The sequence below is a fragment of the Pantoea sp. sgz302252 genome (genome assembly GCF_042610525.1).
Lineage (GTDB): Bacteria > Pseudomonadota > Gammaproteobacteria > Enterobacterales > Enterobacteriaceae > Erwinia.
Genome location: NZ_JBHDVM010000012.1, coordinates 19654 through 38142, shown reverse-complemented (window position 1 = coordinate 38142; position 18489 = coordinate 19654). Strand labels below are relative to the sequence as shown.

The 18489-nt window shown below is 57.5% G+C and carries 15 protein-coding genes; 5 read left to right on the top strand and 10 right to left on the bottom strand.

Translation table 11 applies throughout. From position 1 onward, the window contains the following. Positions 1 to 39: 39 nt before the first annotated feature. Entirely contained in the window at positions 40 to 1323 is a 1284-nt protein-coding gene (locus ACETPC_RS18975; RefSeq protein WP_380184048.1) for an MFS transporter, read from the bottom strand. A gap of 347 nt (positions 1324 to 1670) precedes the next feature. Between ACETPC_RS18975 and uxaC the strand changes: the two genes are divergently transcribed. Together uxaC and ACETPC_RS18965 are read left to right on the top strand one after the other, a co-directional pair. Further along, positions 1671 to 3080, top strand: coding sequence for a glucuronate isomerase (gene uxaC, locus ACETPC_RS18970; protein ID WP_380184047.1), 1410 nt, complete (start codon positions 1671 to 1673; stop codon positions 3078 to 3080). A gap of 59 nt (positions 3081 to 3139) precedes the next feature. Beyond that, positions 3140 to 4630, top strand: a complete 1491-nt coding sequence (locus ACETPC_RS18965) for a UxaA family hydrolase (protein ID WP_380184046.1) — start codon at positions 3140 to 3142, stop codon at positions 4628 to 4630. 40 nt (positions 4631 to 4670) lie between these two features. On the opposite strand, the gene sstT is transcribed toward ACETPC_RS18965, so the two are convergent. The 3 genes from sstT to ACETPC_RS18950 form a co-directional block, all read right to left on the bottom strand. Next, entirely contained in the window at positions 4671 to 5909 is a 1239-nt protein-coding gene (gene sstT, locus ACETPC_RS18960; protein ID WP_380184045.1) for a serine/threonine transporter SstT, read from the bottom strand. Positions 5910 to 6076: 167 nt separating this feature from the next. Beyond that, the gene (locus ACETPC_RS18955) at positions 6077 to 7048 is read right to left on the bottom strand and encodes a TerC family protein (RefSeq protein WP_380184044.1); all 972 of its coding nucleotides are present in this window, start codon (positions 7046 to 7048) and stop codon (positions 6077 to 6079) included. Between the two features lie 242 nt (positions 7049 to 7290). Beyond that, positions 7291 to 8280, bottom strand: a complete 990-nt coding sequence (locus tag ACETPC_RS18950) for a Gfo/Idh/MocA family protein (protein WP_380184043.1) — start codon at positions 8278 to 8280, stop codon at positions 7291 to 7293. A gap of 166 nt (positions 8281 to 8446) precedes the next feature. Between ACETPC_RS18950 and ACETPC_RS18945 the strand changes: the two genes are divergently transcribed. Further along, a complete protein-coding gene (locus ACETPC_RS18945; protein WP_380184042.1) occupies positions 8447 to 10138 on the top strand; it encodes a chloride channel protein in 1692 nt (563 codons plus the stop codon). A gap of 17 nt (positions 10139 to 10155) precedes the next feature. Here ACETPC_RS18945 and ACETPC_RS18940 read toward each other — a convergent pair whose 3' ends face one another. Beyond that, on the bottom strand, positions 10156 to 10656 hold the full coding sequence (locus ACETPC_RS18940; protein ID WP_380184041.1) for a M48 family metallopeptidase: 501 nt from the start codon (positions 10654 to 10656) through the stop codon (positions 10156 to 10158). A 135-nt stretch (positions 10657 to 10791) separates the two neighbouring features. On the opposite strand from ACETPC_RS18940, the gene ACETPC_RS18935 reads away from it, so the two are divergent. Further along, positions 10792 to 11298, top strand: coding sequence for a thioredoxin family protein (locus ACETPC_RS18935; protein ID WP_380184040.1), 507 nt, complete (start codon positions 10792 to 10794; stop codon positions 11296 to 11298). A 52-nt stretch (positions 11299 to 11350) separates the two neighbouring features. Here ACETPC_RS18935 and ACETPC_RS18930 read toward each other — a convergent pair whose 3' ends face one another. Beyond that, entirely contained in the window at positions 11351 to 12613 is a 1263-nt protein-coding gene (locus ACETPC_RS18930; protein WP_380184039.1) for a Gfo/Idh/MocA family protein, read from the bottom strand. Between the two features lie 16 nt (positions 12614 to 12629). Next, complete coding sequence (locus ACETPC_RS18925) at positions 12630 to 13295, bottom strand: DUF1275 family protein (protein ID WP_380184038.1); 666 nt, start codon at positions 13293 to 13295, stop codon at positions 12630 to 12632. Between the two features lie 279 nt (positions 13296 to 13574). Here ACETPC_RS18925 and rlmG point away from each other — a divergent pair, with 279 nt between their 5' ends. Then, positions 13575 to 14702 carry a 23S rRNA (guanine(1835)-N(2))-methyltransferase RlmG gene (gene rlmG, locus ACETPC_RS18920; protein ID WP_380184037.1) on the top strand — a complete coding sequence of 376 codons (1128 nt, stop codon included), beginning with the start codon at positions 13575 to 13577 and terminating at the stop codon, positions 14700 to 14702. Here rlmG and ACETPC_RS18915 read toward each other — a convergent pair. The 3 genes from ACETPC_RS18915 to ACETPC_RS18905 all read right to left on the bottom strand — a co-directional run bounded on the left by ACETPC_RS18915 (position 14674) and on the right by ACETPC_RS18905 (position 18479). Further along, positions 14674 to 15420 carry a polyphenol oxidase family protein gene (locus tag ACETPC_RS18915; RefSeq protein ID WP_380184036.1) on the bottom strand — a complete coding sequence of 249 codons (747 nt, stop codon included), beginning with the start codon at positions 15418 to 15420 and terminating at the stop codon, positions 14674 to 14676. The genes rlmG and ACETPC_RS18915 overlap by 29 nt on opposite strands. A 66-nt stretch (positions 15421 to 15486) precedes the next feature. Then, on the bottom strand, positions 15487 to 17490 hold the full coding sequence (locus tag ACETPC_RS18910) for an FAD-dependent oxidoreductase (protein WP_380184035.1): 2004 nt from the start codon (positions 17488 to 17490) through the stop codon (positions 15487 to 15489). A gap of 107 nt (positions 17491 to 17597) precedes the next feature. After that, positions 17598 to 18479 (bottom strand): DUF1932 domain-containing protein, encoded by an 882-nt coding sequence (locus ACETPC_RS18905; RefSeq protein WP_380184034.1) that lies wholly within the window; start codon positions 18477 to 18479, stop codon positions 17598 to 17600. Between the last annotated feature and the right edge of the window lie 10 nt (positions 18480 to 18489).

The window sequence follows — 18489 nt, the reverse complement described above, 5'->3', positions numbered from 1 at the left end:
ATCTGTTATACCACTTTATCGCCCGCGAGGAAAAGCGCGCTAGCCGGTTACCGGATAGGCGGCACAGCGCGTGAGCGGCTTGTTGCTTAGCAGCCCCCAAATGGCGACAGCGGCCAGCAGATCCATGATGGCCAGTACGGCAAACAGCGGGCCGAAGCCCAGCGTATCTGCCAGCGCGCCGACTATCAGCGCAAACATAGTGCTGGCGCTCCAGGCGGCCATGCCGGTCAGGCCGTTGGCGGTGGCCACTTCATTACGGCCAAACACGTCGGAAGAGAGGGTGATTAACGCGCCTGATAAAGCCTGGTGGGCAAAGCCGCCGATGCAAAACAGCACAATCGCTATATAGGGACTGGTAAAGAGGCCGATGGTACCGGGCCCGATCATCAGTACCGCGCCCAGCGTGACAACAAGTTTACGCGAAACGATCAAATTCACGCCGAAAAACCGCTGGAACAGCGGCGGCAGGTAGCCGCCAATAATACAGCCAAGATCGGCAAACAACATTGGCATCCAGGCGAACAGCGCGATCTCTTTCAGGTTAAAACCGTACTCCCGAAACATAAACAGCGGGATCCAGGCGTTGAAGGTCCCCCAGGCGGGTTCGGCAAGAAAACGCGGGAGTGCGATGCCCCAAAACTGCCTGCTGCAAAGGATTTGCCGGGTAGAGAGTTTGCTGGCGTTGTCCTGCTGATGATGGGCCTCCTGGCCCGACAAAATATAGCTGCGCTCCGCATCGGTAAGCTTTTTTTGATCTTTCGGATGCTTATAAAAAATTAGCCAGCCGATCGCCCAGATAAAGCTGAGAACGCCGGTGATGATAAAAGCCATTTGCCAGCTGTGGGCCACGATTGCCCAGACCACCAGCGGCGGAGCGAGCATGGCGCCAATTGATGAGCCGACGTTAAAATAGCCGACCGCTATTGAGCGCTCTTTTGCCGGAAACCATTCGCTGCTGGCTTTTAGCCCGGCGGGGATCATCGCTGCTTCCGCCATGCCTACCGCGCCGCGAGCCAGCGCCAGGCCGCCCCAGCTATTGGCCAGCGCCGTGGCGCCGCAGAAAATGGCCCAGAGGATGGCGAACATCGCATAGCCGATTTTCGTGCCCAGAATATCCAGAATATAGCCGGCGACGGGCTGCATAAGGGTATAGCAGGCCGAGTAGGCGGCAACGATATAAGAGTATTGCTGGGTGGTGATATGTAACTGGGATTCCAGCGTAGGCGCGGCGACCGCGATGGTGTTGCGCGTCAGGTAGCCCAGCACGGTGCCGAGCGTGACCAGGCCTATCATATACCAGCGTAATCCCTTTATTTTCTTCATGAATCCTTTCTCCTGCTCCGTTTTGCCAAAGGCATAAGTCGGGCGGGACGGCTTGCCGATAACGACACCCGCGTAGGGGTTGCTCAACGCCTTGTTGCCTGGCGACTGAACGGTGCCACCTTAACTTGTCATACCTTTTTTAAAGTTGAATGCCATCACAAAAAGACCTTATTCAGAGCTAAACTATTTTTGTTCTTTTAAAACAAAGAAATGTCTTATTTCACACCAGGCTTATCGGCGATGTGAAAAAAACCGCTGCGCGTTTTGTGAGCTGATAAGCATATTTTTTAGTCTCTCAGCGTATATTGGTATGACATATTTTAAGAGCAAAAAGCCCAGGAGAGGTTATGTCAATTTTTATGGATGAAGATTTTTTGCTGTCGGGCGAATTTGCCCGCCGCCTTTATCACGATTTTGCGGCTGACCAGCCAATTTACGATTACCATTGCCATCTGCCGCCGCAGCAGATTGCGGAAAACTACCGTTTCAACAATCTCTACGATATCTGGCTGAAGGGCGATCACTACAAATGGCGGGCGATGCGGGCCAATGGCGTCCCGGAAGCGCTGATTACCGGCGAGGCTGGCGATAAAGAGAAATTTCTCGCCTGGGCGAAAACGGTGCCGGATACCCTCGGCAACCCGCTTTATCACTGGACGCATCTTGAACTCCGTCGGCCCTTTGGCATAACCGACCAGCTATTGTCGCCGGAGACGGCGGAAACCCTGTGGCACAGGTGCAACAGCCTGCTGGCGCAGGAGAACTTCAGCGCCCGCGGCATCATCAGGCAGATGAACGTTAAGCTGATCTGCACCACGGACGATCCCATTGATGACTTACGGCACCATCGGCAGATTGCGCAAGAAGGCAGCTTCGCAACTAAAGTTGTGCCGGGCTGGCGGCCCGATAAGGCCTTTACGCTCGCGGCAGCGGGCTTTGGCGACTATCTGCAAAAATTGTCGGCAGCGGCGGACGTGAATATCGTGCGCTTTCACGATCTTTGCCAGGCGCTGGAGCGCCGTCTCGATCATTTCGCCGCGCACGGCTGCAAAATCGCCGACCATGCGCTGGATGTGGTGCTGTATGCCGAAGCCGACGAGGCTACGCTGGATAGCATTCTGGCGCGGCGGCTGGCTGGCAAGATGCCGGGCCAGCATGAAATCGCGCAGTTTACGACGGCGGTGCTGCTGTGGCTGGCGGCGCAGTACACCCGGCGCGGCTGGGTACAGCAATACCATATCGGCGCGCTGCGTAACGTCAACAGCCGTCAGTTCAGGCTGCTGGGGCCGGATGTCGGCTACGACTCTATCAACGACAGCCCGCTGGCCGCGCCGCTGGCAAAGCTTCTGGACGCCCAGCATCAGCAGGGCAAACTGCCAAAAACCCTTCTTTACTGCCTGAACCCACGCGACAATGAGGTTATCGCCACCATGGCCGGCAACTTTCAGGGGGAAGGCCTGCCGGGCAAAATGCAGTTTGGCTCTGCCTGGTGGTTTAACGATCAGCTGGACGGCATGTCGCGCCAGCTTACGCAGCTGGCGCAAATGGGGCTGCTTAGCCGTTTCGTCGGCATGCTGACCGACAGTCGCAGCTTTCTCTCCTATACGCGACACGACTATTTTCGCCGCCTGCTGTGCGACATGCTGGGCGGCTGGGTAGATAAAGGCCAGGCGCCCGCAGACATTGAGCGACTGGGCAGGATGGTAAAAAACATCTGCTTTAACAATGCTCAGGACTATTTTGCCATTGAACTTTGAAGCAGCGACGGAAAAGCAAAGGAACCTGAAGCAGTAATGAAAAAGCACAGGAACAGGCAATGCCGCGTTATAGCAAAATAGACGAAAGCGATAACGTCGCCGTGGCGCTGGCCGATCTCGCAGCAGGCGATGTGCTGGAGACCGAGGGCACAAGGATTACGCTCAGGCAGGCTATCGCCAGCGGGCATAAATTCGCGCTTGAGCCGCTGGCCGTCTCTGAACCCGTAGTGAAATATGGCCAGCCAATAGGCCTGGCTACCTGCGCCATCGCAGCAGGCGATTGGGTGCATAGCCATAATCTTCGTACGGCTCTTGGCGACAAAGAAGATTATGACTATCAACCTGCGTTCGTTACGCTGCGCGCGCAGGCGGGCGATCGCGAAATCGCGGTTTACCGGCGGCGCAACGGCGAGGCGGCTATCCGTAATGAGCTGTGGCTGCTGCCGATGGTCGGCTGCGTCAACGGCATTGCCAAACAAATCCAGGCGCGCTTTCTGCGCGAGGCCAATGGCGCGGCGGATATCGACGGCGTGCATCTTTTTACGCATCCGTTTGGCTGCTCGCAGCTGGGCGAAGATCACGAAAATACCCGAACTATGCTGCAAAACATGGTGCGGCATCCGAATGCGGGCGCGGTGCTGGCTATAGGTCTGGGCTGTGAAAACAACCAGATTGACCAGTTTAAAGCGACGCTGGGCGAAATCGATGCCGACCGCGTGGGTTTTATGGTATTGCAGCAGCATGATAACGAAGTGGAAGCGGGCGTCGCGCAGCTGCACCGCCTGTATGAAGCGATGCGCTACGATCGCCGTGAGCCGGGCCGCCTGAGCGAGCTGAAGTTCGGCCTGGAGTGCGGCGGCTCCGACGGCTTTTCGGGCATTACGGCGAATCCGCTGCTGGGCCGGTTTTCAGACTGGCTGATTGCCAATGGCGGGACAACGGTTTTAACCGAGGTTCCCGAAATGTTCGGCGCCGAGCGTATCCTGATGAGCCGCTGCCGCGACCTGGCAGTCTTCAACAAAACCGTGCGGATGGTGAACGACTTTAAGCGCTACTTTACCGGGCATCGCCAGCCCGTTTACGAGAATCCTTCGCCCGGCAACAAAGCTGGCGGCATCACCACGCTGGAAGAGAAATCGCTGGGCTGCACGCAAAAAGCCGGACAGAGCCAGGTGGCGGACGTATTAAGATATGGCGAGCGCCTGCGCCAGGCCGGGCTTAATCTGCTAAGCGCACCGGGTAACGATGCCGTAGCCACCAGCGCTTTGGCCGGGGCGGGCTGCCATATGGTGCTGTTCAGTACCGGGCGCGGCACGCCTTACGGCGGCTTTGTGCCAACGGTAAAAGTGGCGACTAATAGCGAGCTGGCGGCGAGAAAACCGCACTGGATAGACTTTGACGCTGGCGCACTGCTGCAGGGTGTGACGATGGAGAAAATGCTGGCGGCATTTATCGATCTGCTGGTGGCCACCAGCAATGGCCGTCAGACCTGCAACGAGCGCAATGATTTTCGTGAACTGGCGATTTTCAAAAACGGGGTAACGCTGTAGGAAAGCTCACCACGGCGGCTAAGCCGTGGTGAAAAGAGGATCAGGCCTGCTGCTCTTCGCGGCGCTCTTCGGCCAGACAGGCCGCCGCGGTAAACAGAATATCGGCAGAGGAGTTCAGTGCCGTTTCGGCGGAATCCTGCAGTACGCCAATGATAAAGCCAACGGCCACAACCTGCATCGCCACCTCGTTGGGAATGCCGAACATATTGCAGGCGACCGGGATCAGCAGCAGCGAACCGCCCGCCACACCGGAAGCGCCGCAGGCGCAGATAGAGGCCACCAGGCTAAGCAGGATCGAGGTACCGATATCCACATGGATGCCCAGGGTGTTAACCGCCGCCAGCGTCAGCACGGTGATGGTGATGGAAGCGCCCGCCATACTGATATTGGCACCGATAGGGATCGACACCGAGTAAGTATCCTCATCCAGATTCAGCTTTTTCGCCAGCGCCATATTCACCGGAATATTGGCCGCCGAGCTGCGGGTAAAAAAGGCGGTTACGCCGCTTTCGCGCAGGCAGGTAAAGACCAGCGGATAAGGATTACGGCGGATTTTCCAGTAAACCAGAATCGGGTTGATCACCAGCGCCATCAGCAGCATGCAGCCCAGCAGCAGGCCAAGCAGATGCGCGTATTGCCAAAGCGCGGAGAAGCCGGTAGAGGCCAGGATTGATGCCACCAGGCCAAAGATGCCGAGCGGCGCAAAGCGGATCACGACACGCACCAGGCTGGTTACGGCGTCGGAGGCGTCGTTCAGGAAAACGCGCGTGGTTTCGCTGCTGTGACGGAAGGCGAGGCCCAGGCCAATCGCCCAGACCAGAATGCCGATATAGTTGGCGTTCATCAGCGCGTCGATGGGGTTGGTGACCATGCTCATCAGCAGGCCATTCAGCACCGCCAGAATGCCGGAAGGCGGCGTAATTTCATTATTGGCGGCGGTCAGCGTCAGCGTTTGCGGCAGCAGATGGCTGCAGGCTACCGCGACCACGGCGGCAAAAAAAGTACTCAGCAGATAGAGAATAATGATGGGGCGAATATTGGTCTTCTGTCCCTGTTTATGGTTAGCAATAGAGGAGATCACCAGCACCATAACCAGCAGCGGCGCCACAGCTTTCAGCGCGCTGACGAACAGCGTGCCGAGCAGGCTGACGGCAAGCGCATTCTCTTTGGAAAACCAGGCCAGCGCGACGCCAGCGACCAGACCGATCATGATCTGGGTAACCAGACCAGCCTGCAGCAAACGCTGCAGCAGACCGGGACGACTTTTTTCGTTACTCATATAAAAAACCAGCGGTAAAAGTGATGGAATGCGCGTCAGCGTCGTGTGCGCTGAACAGGCGGCATCTTTGTGTTTGCGCAGGCAGTATAAGGAATTGTGATAGCAGGGGAAGCGAAAAATAGCCCGGCGGCGGATGAATGTTTCGCCGCCGGACAGGAGAGAAAAGATTATTTACGCTGCGCCAGGCGATCGTTACGGCGGTTAACCCAGGCGTTGATCAGCAGCGTCACGGCAAGGATGCCGCCAACCACGCTCAGCGAAACGGCGACCGGAATATGATAAAAATCGACGATCAGCATTTTAACGCCGATAAAAATCAGCACTATAGCCAGGCCATATTTCAGCATCGAGAAACGTTCCGCCACGTTAGCCAGCAGGAAGTACATCGCGCGCAGGCCAAGGATAGCGAACAGGTTCGAGGTCAGCACAATAAAGGGATCGGTAGTGACGGCGAAAATCGCCGGGATACTGTCTACGGCGAAAATAACATCGCTCAGCTCGACCATGATCAGCACCAGCAGCAGCGGCGTGGCGTAGAGCAGGCCATTGCGGCGCACGAAGAACTTTTCGCCTTCCAGATTATCCGTCATGCGCAGATGGCCACGTAGCCAGCGCACCACGGGTTTCTCGCCAACAGCGCCTTCTTCGTCGCTGCCCGCCATCGCCATTTTGACGCCGGTAAACAGCAGGAAGGCACCGAAAAGATAGAGGATCCAGCTAAACTCCGAAACCAGCCAGCTACCGGCAAAGATCATAATGGTGCGCAGCACGATGGCGCCAAGCACGCCGTAAATCAGCACGCGGCGCTGGAGCGCGGCGGGCACCGAGAAGTAGCTGAATAGCATCAGCCAGACGAAAACGTTATCCACGGCCAGCGCTTTTTCCAGCACGTAACCGGTCAGAAAGGCGAGCGTTTGGGTATGGGCAATTTGCGGATCGGCGGTTTCTTTCAGATACCACCATAAACCGGCAGCGAACAGCAGCGAAAGGCTGATCCAGACCAGCGACCAGAAAGCGGCCTGTTTCATCGACATGGTTTGCGCACCGCGCCGCCCCTGTAGCAGCAGGTCGACGGCCAGCATAATCAGCACCACGACAGCGAAGCTGCCCCAAAGTAACGGTGTGCCTACAGTGTTCATAGTTTTATCCTGTACAAAATAAAATGGCTAACGTCGGAAGACGTCAGCCACATATTTTGTTGTGAGCAAACCTCGCCTTCCGGCAAGGTCTCACTTACAGCCAGGATGCTGACTGCCCGGCAACCGGGCGCTGACGCGCCGTAGTGACGATTGACCGACGAAGAAGTTACTCCCCTTTGCAGCAGTGAAGATAGTCGGCCAGCCTGGCGCGGTCAATTTTTTGCTGAAATATTTAGCAATATTTACACGGCGGGCAGCGAATCGGCCGGAAAAACTACGCCGGTCTGGCGGCGGATCTCCGTCAGCAGCTTCGCTGTAATACGCGTGACGGCCAGGCCCGGATGATCGACCTCATGATTTTCCACCAGCCGGGCGAAGGTTTCCGCTTCGTAAAGCAGCGGATTGATATGCTGAGGCTGACTGAGATCCTGGGGTTTTGCGCCGCGCGGCACCAGGCGGATCTGCTGGCAGTCGGCCAACTGCTCAATAATCAGGGAGCCTTCTTCGCCCTGAATTTCGCCGGGCAGCCCGGACTGGCTGACTTTAGAATGCAGCAGCGTAACGTCAAACTCGCCGTAGTTCAGCAGCACGGTGCCGTGCGCATCGGTGCCGCTCTCCAGCAGCGAGGCCGTAGCGGTCACGCTTGCAGGTTCGCCCCACAGGCTGACCGCCGCCGCCAGGCAGTAGAAACCGATGTCCATAATCGAGCCGTTGGACCAGGCCGGATTGAAGGTATTGGGATTCTCGCCGTCCAGATAGCGCTGGTAACGTGATGAATACTGACAGTAGCTGAACAGCGCCTTGCGCAGTTTGCCTACTTTTGGCAACGCCTGTTGCAAAACAGCAAAGTTAGGCAGGCTGGCGGTTTTAAACGCTTCGAACAGCACGACCTGATTATCGCGCGCGCAGGCGATCATCGCTTCCGCTTCACGGCTGTTAGAGGCAAGCGGCTTCTCGCAGATCACATGCTTCTTATGCTGCAAAAACAGCAGCGCCTGCTGGCAGTGCAGCGCATTAGGGCTGGCAATGTAAACGGCGTCCACCGCCTCCGACTGCGCCAGCTGTTCCAGAGAGATAAACAGATGTTCGACGGCATAGTCGCGGCTAAAGGCCTGCGCCTGTTGCAGCGTTCTTGAGTAAATCGCCGTCAGTTTCATTTTGCCGGTTTCGTGCGCGGCATCGATAAACTGACGCGTAATCCAGTTGGTTCCAATAACAGCAAAGCGGATCATGGCGTTTCCCGATCGGTTTAGTGACAGAGCTGCGCGCTGGCCGCGCCGTGAAGATAAAGTATCAGCGTAGCATGCGAAAAGGCACCGGCCGCACTGACCATTTGATTTTTAACGTATCCTCTCTCACGATAAGAACAGTTTAACGGCGGCGAGGTCAGAAAAATTCATGTCCACAGGCAGTAAACACGCGCTTAACTGGACCAGCATGCTGGTCGCGATCCCGGTGGGGCTGGCGGCTTCGCTGGTGACGCTGGGTTTCCGGTTGCTGATAGAAAAAATCAACCTGCTGCTGTTCAGCAGCCGCCAGGACGTCACACAGGCTATCGGCGTCTGGCCCTGGTATACGTGGCCGCTGATTGTCGGCATCGGCGGGCTGGTGGCCGGATTTTTTCTGCGCTACGCCACCGCCATTGAACAAAAGGCCACGGTTCGCACCGATTATCTGGAAGTGATCAACGCCCGGCTGGATGCGGTGCCCACCAGAACCTCGCTGTTCCGCGCGCTCTCTTCTATCGCCAGTATCAGCAGCGGCGCCTCTATCGGTAAAGAGGGGCCAATGGTGCAGCTTTCAGCGCTGGCGGGCAGCCTGATGGGGCGGTTCTGCTTTAAAAAACTGCCGCTGAAAAATATGGACGTGGTCGCGATGGCCGCCGCCGCCGGGCTTTCCTCTGTTTACCACGCGCCGCTCGCCTCGGCGATTTTCGTGGCGGAGATCGCTTTCGGCATTTCAGCCCTTCAGCGGCTGATCCCGCTGATTATCTCGGCTGGCGTGGCGGTACTGACCATGACGACGCTGGGCTACCGTTCCGCTATCTATCCTTTCTCGCACGCGCAGTTCGCGCTGACGCCGACTACTATAGCGCTGACGGTGCTGATTGGCCTGCTGGCTGGGCTGATTGGCTGGATGCTGATTTGGCTGATCGCGCAGAGCAGAAAGCGTTTTGGCCGCGTCAAAAGCCTGCCGCTAAGGCTGGGGCTGGGCGGCCTGATGGTCGGCGTGCTGGCTATCGGCAGCACCAGGGTGTTGGGCAACGGTTATGAGGTGATAGTAGAGATTATGGCCGGCAGCTTTATGCTGAAAGGACTGATTATTCTGCTGCTGCTGAAAATGCTCGCCACGGCGATTTCGGTCGGTTCTAACGCCGTCGGCGGTCTGTTTACGCCTTCGCTGCTGACCGGCGCACTGCTGGGCGTGATAGTCGCCAGCCTGGCCGCGCTGGCCGGATTGCCGGTCGATAACCCGGTGATCTTTGCCGCCGTCGGCATGGGCGCGGTACTGGCCTCGGTTAGCCAGGCGCCGCTGATGGCAATGCTGATGGTGCTGGAAATGACGCTGAACAGCAGTCTGCTGTTTCCCACCATGATCGCCTGTGCGCTGGCCTTTATGGTGGTTTACCAGCTGCACTCCAGCAGCACCTATCCGGTGATCAAAAATCACTTCAGCCGCGCGGACGCCAAGTTTGATTTCGACAACGGCATTATCTCGCAGTTTATCGTCTCCGGCGCGGCCCTTCAGCCCGACGATTCCGTTGGTAAGGCGCTGGCGGTTAGCTCACTGAAGCGCGAGCGCTTTGTCTATGTGATCAACGAAACCGGGCAGTTTATGGGGGCGGTATCGATTCATGATATTTCGCGCAAGGTGCTGGATAAGGAGATTACGCTAAGCTCGCCGGTCAGTTGCGTCACGGACGAGGCTTTCCCCTATATTTTCGAAAATCAGACCATCACGGAAGGCTGGGAAGCTTTCGCCAGAGTGACGCTGGAGCGGCTGCCGGTATTAAACAATCCCGTTGAGCGTAAATTTCTGGGCGCGTTGACCAAAACCAGCCTGATCCAGAAAGCGAAAGATTTTTTATAGCGAGATCCGCGCTGCCGTCAGCTCTCTTTGCCGCGCAGCGCCTGTTCGGTCAGCCACAGGCGCGTATCGAACTCCAGCTGGTGATACTGCGGCTCCATATGGCAGCAAAGCTGGTAGAACGCCTTGTTGTGATCTTTCTCTTTAATATGCGCCAGCTCGTGCACCATGATCATCCGCAGAAAAGCTTCCGGCGCCTGTTTAAATACGGTCGCCACGCGGATTTCCGCTTTCGCCTTCAGCTTGCCGCCCTGAACGCGGGAAATAGCGGTATGCAGCCCAAGCGCATCCTTCATCACCTTGATCTTGCTGTCATAAATGACTTTATTCAGCGGCGGCGCGTTACGCAGTGCCTGGTTCTTTAGCGTCAGCGCATAGTCATAGAGCGCTTTATCGCTGGTGATGCCGTGCAGATCGGGATAGCGCTTTTGCAGCACCTCGCCCAGTCGCCGCTGTTCGATCAGCTGGCGCACCTGAGCCAGCAGCGACTCCGGATAACCTTGTAAATAGGGTAAAGACACTGGCGCTCCCATATGAATAGCTGGCAAAACGCCGATTTTACCATGCGCAGGCGGTAGCGGGCGAATCTTTGGCCGCGTTGCAAGCCTGACCGCCTTTTCGCATACTGTTGGTTTAGCGAATGACCCGGAGTGATTATGATCGACTACAGAGAGCTGTTTAGCGCGGGCGCAAAATTTGACGCTTTCGCCAAAACCGGGCTGGCTGGTGAGATTGCCGCTGTGAAGGAAGCGCGGACGAAACTGGCCTCGGAAGAGTATCTTTCCTCTGAACTGCAAGAAAGAATTAAGCAGATCTCCGGCGCCTGGTATCTGCTGACGGCGGCAGAATTATGGTGTCCTGACTGCCAGCGCAACGTAACCGCCATGCAGTTTATCAGCGAGCTACAGCCAAACGTATCGCAAGCGATCATCAGCAAAAGCCGCGCTGAGCGCACTCTGTTGCCCGCGCTGGCGCTGGATAAGGTTCGTATTCCATTCACCGTTGTGCTTAACGCAAATTTTGAGCCAGTGGGCACTTTCGTCGAAAGACCGGAAAAGGTGGTTAAAGGCGGCGAAGCCGAGCTTCAGGCCTATCGCGAAGGCACGCTGCTGGATGAAACTATCAGCGATATTTTGGCTATTATCGAAAAAGCCTCCGTCTGAAAGGAGGCTAAGCCGCTGGTGTAGCCCGGCCTGATGCGCCGGGCTGGTTTTCTCAGGCCTGGCGATCGGCTATTTTCAGCGGTGGATGCGGCGAATCGTGGGTAAATTTCACCGGTACGCCTTCGCGAGCGGAACGGTAGATCGCTTCCATCAAAATATGATCCTGTAAGCCTTCTTCGCCCGGCGAGTAAGGCGTCTTATCCTTTAGTACGCACTGCGCGAAATGGTCTATCTCCAGCGTAAACTGATTTTTTGGCGACAGCCGCAGCTCGTTAACCTGTTCGGACTGCTCGTGGCGCTGCGCAACCTGTAAACGCTGGCCTTCGTAGGCAAAAGCGTTATCCAGCGCGATCCAGCCTTTTTCCAGCCGGATGCGCATATCTTTCGCCTCATGAGTTCCGTAGCTGCTGAAACAGTTAGCGATAGCACCCGAAGGGAAGCGCAGCGTGAAGGCGATGGTTTCCTCAACCTCGCTAAAGCGATCGTCATCGGTTGGATTGATAATCTGCGCGTAAACCTCAATTGGATCTTCCGCCAGCATGGTGCGCACACCGTTCAGGCAGTAAAGGCCGATATCGGGCAGCACGCCGCCGCCAGCCAGCGCCGCTCGCATACGCCACTGTTCGCCCGGCCCCTGAACCTGGCTGGTGATCGCCTCAATCACGCGCGGCTGGCCCAGCTCGCCGCTTTGCGTCAGGCGCGCGGCTTCCACGTTAAATAACTCATGCTGGCAGCGATAGGCGATCATCAGCTTGACCTTTGCCTGCTCACAGGCAGCAATCATTTCGCGGGCCTCGTCCGGCGTATTTGCCATCGGTTTTTCGCACAGCACATGCTTGCCCGCTTTGGCCGCCGCCACCACGTGATCGCGGTGCAGGCCATTCGGCGTCACGATATAAACCGCCTGAATTTTTGGGTTGTCCGCCATCTTTTGCATTTCGTCATAACGATAGATAGCTTCGGGATCGATGCCGTACTGCTTCGCTACCGCCTGCGCTTTTTCTGGCCGGTCGGAAACCAGCGCTACGACACGCGCAAACTGGCTTTCATTCAGCGCGGGCAGGATTTGATTCAGCGAAAGGCGTCCCAGCCCAACGATGGCGATACCTAAACGCTCTTCCGGCGGCAGCGGCGTGGCGGGCTGTGGCTCCGGCCTGTCGGCGGCACCTTTCCAGTTCTCGAAGGTGACGGACTGCTCTTTTACCTGGCCGATATCAATGGCGTTGGGCGCAAGGGCTTTTCCGGCGGCGGGCAGCGTCGGGCCGTCTTTGGTTCCCGGGCCGGAAGGGGCGTAATTGCGCTGCGAGTTAGCCATGCGTCTCTCCTGTTAGTTAAGATTGCCGTGCGGCGCGCTGTTTCAGTCGGCGCGTCAGCACAAGGTGATTAATAGTGACGATTGCTGCCAGCGACAGGCACCAGAGCACCACCGCCAGCAGAGAATATTGGGCAAAGCGGCTGTCGAGCAGCGCGCCGATGAAAGCGGCGATAACCCAAATCAGCCAGCGCAGCGCATAGCTTCCGGCGCTGCGAAACTCGCCCGCGGCCAGCACGCGGCCCAGCCTGACCAGGGTGCCGGTGATAAAAGTTACGCCCGCCTCGCTACGCCGTACCTGGTTCAGCGCGCCCATCGCAGCGCTGATAAGCAGCACGGTGCCTAAAGCGAATTTCTCGCTGACGAAAGGACAGGCCAACGCCAGCAGCAAAGCGACCAGCAGCAGCAAGCGGGGCGCGCGCCACGAGCTGGCCTTATTTCCCAGCCAGGCGGCCAGTGTCGTACCAGCCACAAAGGCGAGCACGATAGCGAGCAGCGGCAGCGCTTTCGCCAGATTTCCCTGCTGGAGAAACTGCGCCATTTTGGAACTGTTGCCGGTCATATAGACCGCCAGCATCTCTTTGCTGTGCAGATAGAGCAGGGCATCGGTCAAACCAGCGGCGGCGACCAGTAGCCAGACAAACAGCGTGGTGGACTCAAAGCGAAACGGTCTGACACTCGTCATAGGTAAAGGTCGCAGCCAAGCTGCGCTCCGGCTATATGCGTATAATCAAATATATAGGTGAGGATCACCCTGGGCGCGAGCGAAGCGGGAGCCGGGCTGGTGAGGTTATCAGGAAAAAATCAGAAATTTCAGCCGATAAGGTAATGAAAAAAATAGTCGGTTTTTTGCCGCATGCCCTGGCGGGAAAAGCGTGATGACGCTCGCAAAGCAAGAAAAACGTTTACTGTCGGCGCGTTTTAAGGGATAACTCGCGGGAATTTTTATCCAGCCGGAGATCCCATGAGCCAATTTGAACTGAGCCACCGCACGCTGACGCTGCACCGTTTTCCCCAGATGCGTGAAGAAAGCCCGTTACAGGCATGGGATGCCGCTGATGAATATCTGCTGAGCCAGTTGAACGATGCGCCTGCCAACGGCCCGACGCTGATCTTTAATGATACCTTTGGCGCACTGGCCTGTGCGCTGGTGGGCGAAGAGCTCTACAGCATCAGTGATTCCTGGATCAGCCAGCAGGCGACGCGGCAGAACCTGATGGAAAACGGCATGGACGAAGGCGACGTGCATTTTCTGGATAGCCTGGCCGCGCTGCCCGCCAGCCCGGCTCGCGTGCTGATTAAAATCCCTAAAGCCCTGGCATTGCTGGAGCAGCAGCTGCGCGCGCTGCGTAGCGTGGTGACGCCGGAAACGCAGATTATCGCTGCGGGCAAAGCAAAAGATATTCATACCTCGACGCTACAGCTGTTTGAGCGCGTGCTGGGCAAAACCACGACCTCGCTGGCGGTGAAAAAAGCGCGTCTTATTTATTGCACGCCAGAGCTGCCGGAACTGGCCGAGGGCGCGGAAACCTACAGCTGGCCGCTGGACGGCACCGATTACCGAATCCACAATCACGCCAACGTCTTTGCCCGCAGCGGCCTGGACGTCGGTGCGCGCTTCTTTATGGCGCATTTGCCGGACAACATTGATGGCGAAATCGTCGATCTGGGCTGCGGCAATGGCATCATCGGCCTGATGGCGCTGGAGCAGAACCCTACGGCGGAAGTGCACTTTGTGGATGAGTCCTGGATGGCGGTTGCCAGCAGCCGGATGAACGTAGAAGTGAATCGTCCGCAGGATCTGGCACGTAGCCATTTTGCGGTGAACAACTCGCTGGCCGGTTTTCCTTCCGATCGCCTGCACGCGGTGCTCTGCAACCCGCCTTTCCACCAGCAGAACACGCTGACCGATCATATCGCCTGGCAGATGTTCCGCGATGCGCGTCGCTGCCTGCAATATGGCGGCGAGCTGCGCATCGTCGGCAACCGCCACCTTGATTACTATCGCAAAATGAAGAAGCTGTTCGGCAACTGCACTACGGTTGCCTCGAACCAGAAGTTCGTTATTCTGCGCTCGGTAAAACTGCGCTAGCAGAGCGGCTTAGCCCGATCCACGAATAGCGCTGCTGATAGCCATGCTGAAAATGGCCGTTGCGGCGATAGCTGGCCTGCTCTTCCGCCATGCAGTAGGTGCAGATCTGACTTAGCTCGATCTGCGCCTCCGGCACGCCTTCCCGCATTGCCATACGTTTAGCCAGCAGCGGCAGATCGAACCAGACGCCCTGGGTAGTGCCGATGGCCTGCGCTCTGAGCGCCTGCTGATTGCTGCTTTGCTGCGGCGACCAGGCCAGCAGCGAACTTAAACTGTGCGGATCGTCCTGCCGCATTGCCTCTATCCGATCCTTGCCCAGTTCATAGCAGCACGGCCCAATCGCCGGGCCAATGGCAATGTACAGGCTCTGCGGCGTCGCGCCGCGTTCGCAAAGCAGACGAATAGCGTTGATCAGCACGCCTTTTAAAGCGCCGTTCAGCCCGGCATGGACGGCCGCAACCTGCTTCTGTCGATCGTCGGCAATCAGCACCGGCAGGCAATCGGCGGTATAGATTGCGACGGGACGCGAACCGGTGCCGATCAGCCCGTCCGCCTCCTGGCTTTTGATCGGCAGCGCTTCGCTGTCCAGCAGAACGCTGGCGGTATGGCGCTGGCGGTTCATCACGCTTTCCGGCGGCGGCGGCTCGCCTGCGGGCTGAAAGGCGTGTTCCAGCCAGTCAAAAGAAGAGAGCAGAGCGGAGCGGTAAGTAAGCGACATCGGGCATCCTTTGCAGCGAGTGATAATCTGGAGAGCTTAGCCTGGCGGCACTCTGTTTTTCACCAACTAAATGGTTAACGCCAGCTTTGTCCCCTGGGCGATAGCAAACCTGGCGTCCAGTTCCAGCGCCCGATCCGCGCCGCCAATGATATGCACTGGCCGATCGCCCAGCTCTTCCGCCAGCCGACGGTCGGATTGCTGGCCCGCGCAGATCACCACATTGTCCACGCTTAATAACATGGGTTCGCCCTGATACAGAATATGCAGCCCGCTATCGTCGATTTTCAGGTATTCCACGCCGCCCCACATCGCTACCTGCCGCATTTGCAGGCTGGCGCGATGGATCCAGCCGGTAGTTTTGCCCAATGCCGCGCCGGGTTTACCGGGTTTGCGCTGAAGCAACCAGATCTGCCGTACGGGCTGCGGCGGCTCCGCTGTGATGAGGCCGCCGGGTTGCCGTAACGTCTGGTCAATGCCCCATTCGCGGCAGAAAGCGCTGATATCCTGACTGGTTGTCTCTTGCTGTTGGCTCAAATACTCCGCCGTATCGAAACCAATGCCGCCTGCGCCGATAATCGCTACCCGTTTGCCGACCGGTTTTTTATCGCGCAGTACATCCAGGTAACTCAGCACGCTGGGATGATCGATGCCCGAAATTTCCGGCGTGCGCGGTAATACGCCAGTCGCCAACACTATTCGATCATAGCCAGCCAGATCTTCTGCTGTTACGCGATGATTTAGCCGCAGCATAACGTGGTTCAACTCCAGCTGGCGTCGGTAATAGCGCAGCGTTTCGTTGAACTCTTCTTTGCCAGGGATCTGCCGCGCAATATTGAACTGCCCGCCGATAACAGGAGACTGATCGAACAGCGTCACGCGATGGCCTCGCCCGGCGGCGTTGACGGCAAAGGCCAGTCCCGCAGGTCCGGCGCCGACCACCGCAATATTCTGGGGCTGCACGGCGGGTGTCACAATCATCTCTGTTTCATGGCAGGCGCGCGGGTTAACCAGGCAGGAAGTTAGCCTGCCAGCGAATATCTGGTCGAGACAGGCCTGATTGCAGCCGATACAGGTGTTGATCTCATCACTACGGTTTTGTTGCGCTTTGCGTACAAAAGCCGCGTCGGCAAGAAAAGGACGCGCCATCGACACCATATCGGCGCAGCCTTCGTCCAATAACGCCTGCGCCACCTTAGGATCGTTAATGCGGTTAGTGGTAATCAGCGGCACGGCAAGATGCTGTTTTAGGTGTTTCGTGACCCAGCCGAAAGCGCCGCGCGGCACGGAGGTAGCGATAGTGGGAATACGCGCTTCGTGCCAGCCGATGCCGGTATTGATCAACGTTGCGCCCGCCTGCTCAATGGCTTTCGCCAGCCTCAGCGTTTGCGGCAGCGTGCTGCCTTGCTCAACCAGATCGAGCATCGACAGGCGATAGATAATAATAAAATCCTTGCCGACTGCCTGGCGAACAGCGCGGACGATTTCCAGCGCGAAGCGCATTCTCCGCTGTTCATCGCCGCCCCATTGGTCATCGCGCTGGTTGGTGCGGGCAGCCAGAAACTGATTAATCAGGTAGCCTTCGGAACCCATGATTTCCACGCCGTCGTAGCCTGCCTGCTTTGCCAGTTCCGCGCAGCGCGCAAAGTCCGCTATCAGCTGTAGAATCGCTTCGTGGCTTAGCGCAGAAGGTTTAAAGGGCGTAATCGGCGACTGGAGGGCAGAAGGCGCGACCAGGTTCGGCTGATAGCTGTAGCGGCCTGCGTGCAGGATCTGTAGCGCAATTTTGCCGCCAGCCTGATGAACGGCCTCTGTAATCACACGATGATGCGCAAGCTGGTCAGGATGATTAAGCACGGATGCACCGGCCATTACTACGCCTTCCGGCGAAGGCGCGATACCGCCGGTAACGATCAGCGCAACATCCGCTGCTGCCCGCTCGGCATAAAAAGCGGCAAGACGGCGAGCGCCGTCGGGATGCTCCTCCAGACCTGTATGCATTGAACCCATCAGCACGCGGTTCTTGAGTTGCGTAAACCCTAAATCCAAAGGCGAAAACAGAGAGAGGCTCATAATTGCGGTCACTGAAAGTGGTCGGATGAGTTCACTGTAGCGATGGCGCAATGATTCCGAAAGCAGCGCGCGTAAAAATGTGATGCGCGTCCGGCTGGAGACAGCGGTCAGGCTTTTTTGAGACTCTCCAGCGCCTGCCGCCAGCGGAACGGCGTTAGCTGCGCATAGCTCAGGCCTTGCTGTTTGAGCCTGTCTACCAGACCCTGCTGCGTGCTGACGATGCCTTCGCTCATCGCTGTGGAAACATTGACGTCTTTCAGCGTCTTTACCACTTCACGCATCTCTTCCGCGCGGCGCTGGCCGTGTTCGGCGACCCGGCTGATAAGATAATCCGGCAGCTCGCCAGCCCAGCCCAGCGAAGGAAAGCTGGCATGCAGCGACGCCAGCACTGCCTGTTCCACGCCATACTCACGGGCGGCGCTCAGACACTCGGTAGTCAGTGCTTCCAGCCCTTTGATCATGACGCTGCGGCACATTTTGACGGCGGAAGCCTCGCCCACTTCACCACTGTGATAGCGGCTGTTAAACCCCAGCGCCTGTAGCGCGGCGTCCGCGATCTCCGCCGTCGGGCCGCCAATCAACAGCGGCGTCTGTAATCCTTTTGGCGGCACGGGTGCCATTACTGCTACGTCTATATAGTTAGCGCCGGACGCTTCGATTAATTCCGCCGCTGCCAGTTTGGTAGCAGGCGCTACGGAATTAAGATCGAAGAAAGTCTGGCCGCTGCGCAGATCTGCTGCCGCTGCCATAGCAACGTTTAACGCTTCGGCAGCGGTCACGGCGGAAAAAACCAGGCGGGCATTATGCAGCGCATCGCTTAGCGAGCGGGCCACGCGAACGCCACAGGCTTCGGCTTTCGGTACCATTTCCCGGCGCGTTTCAGGCTGAGTCAGCTTGCGATCCCAGATCGTGATCGCTGCCCGTTTCGCCAGCGCGGCGGCAAAGATCGCGCCCGCCTCGCCAAAACCGATAAAAGTTATCTCAGTCATAATTTTGCTC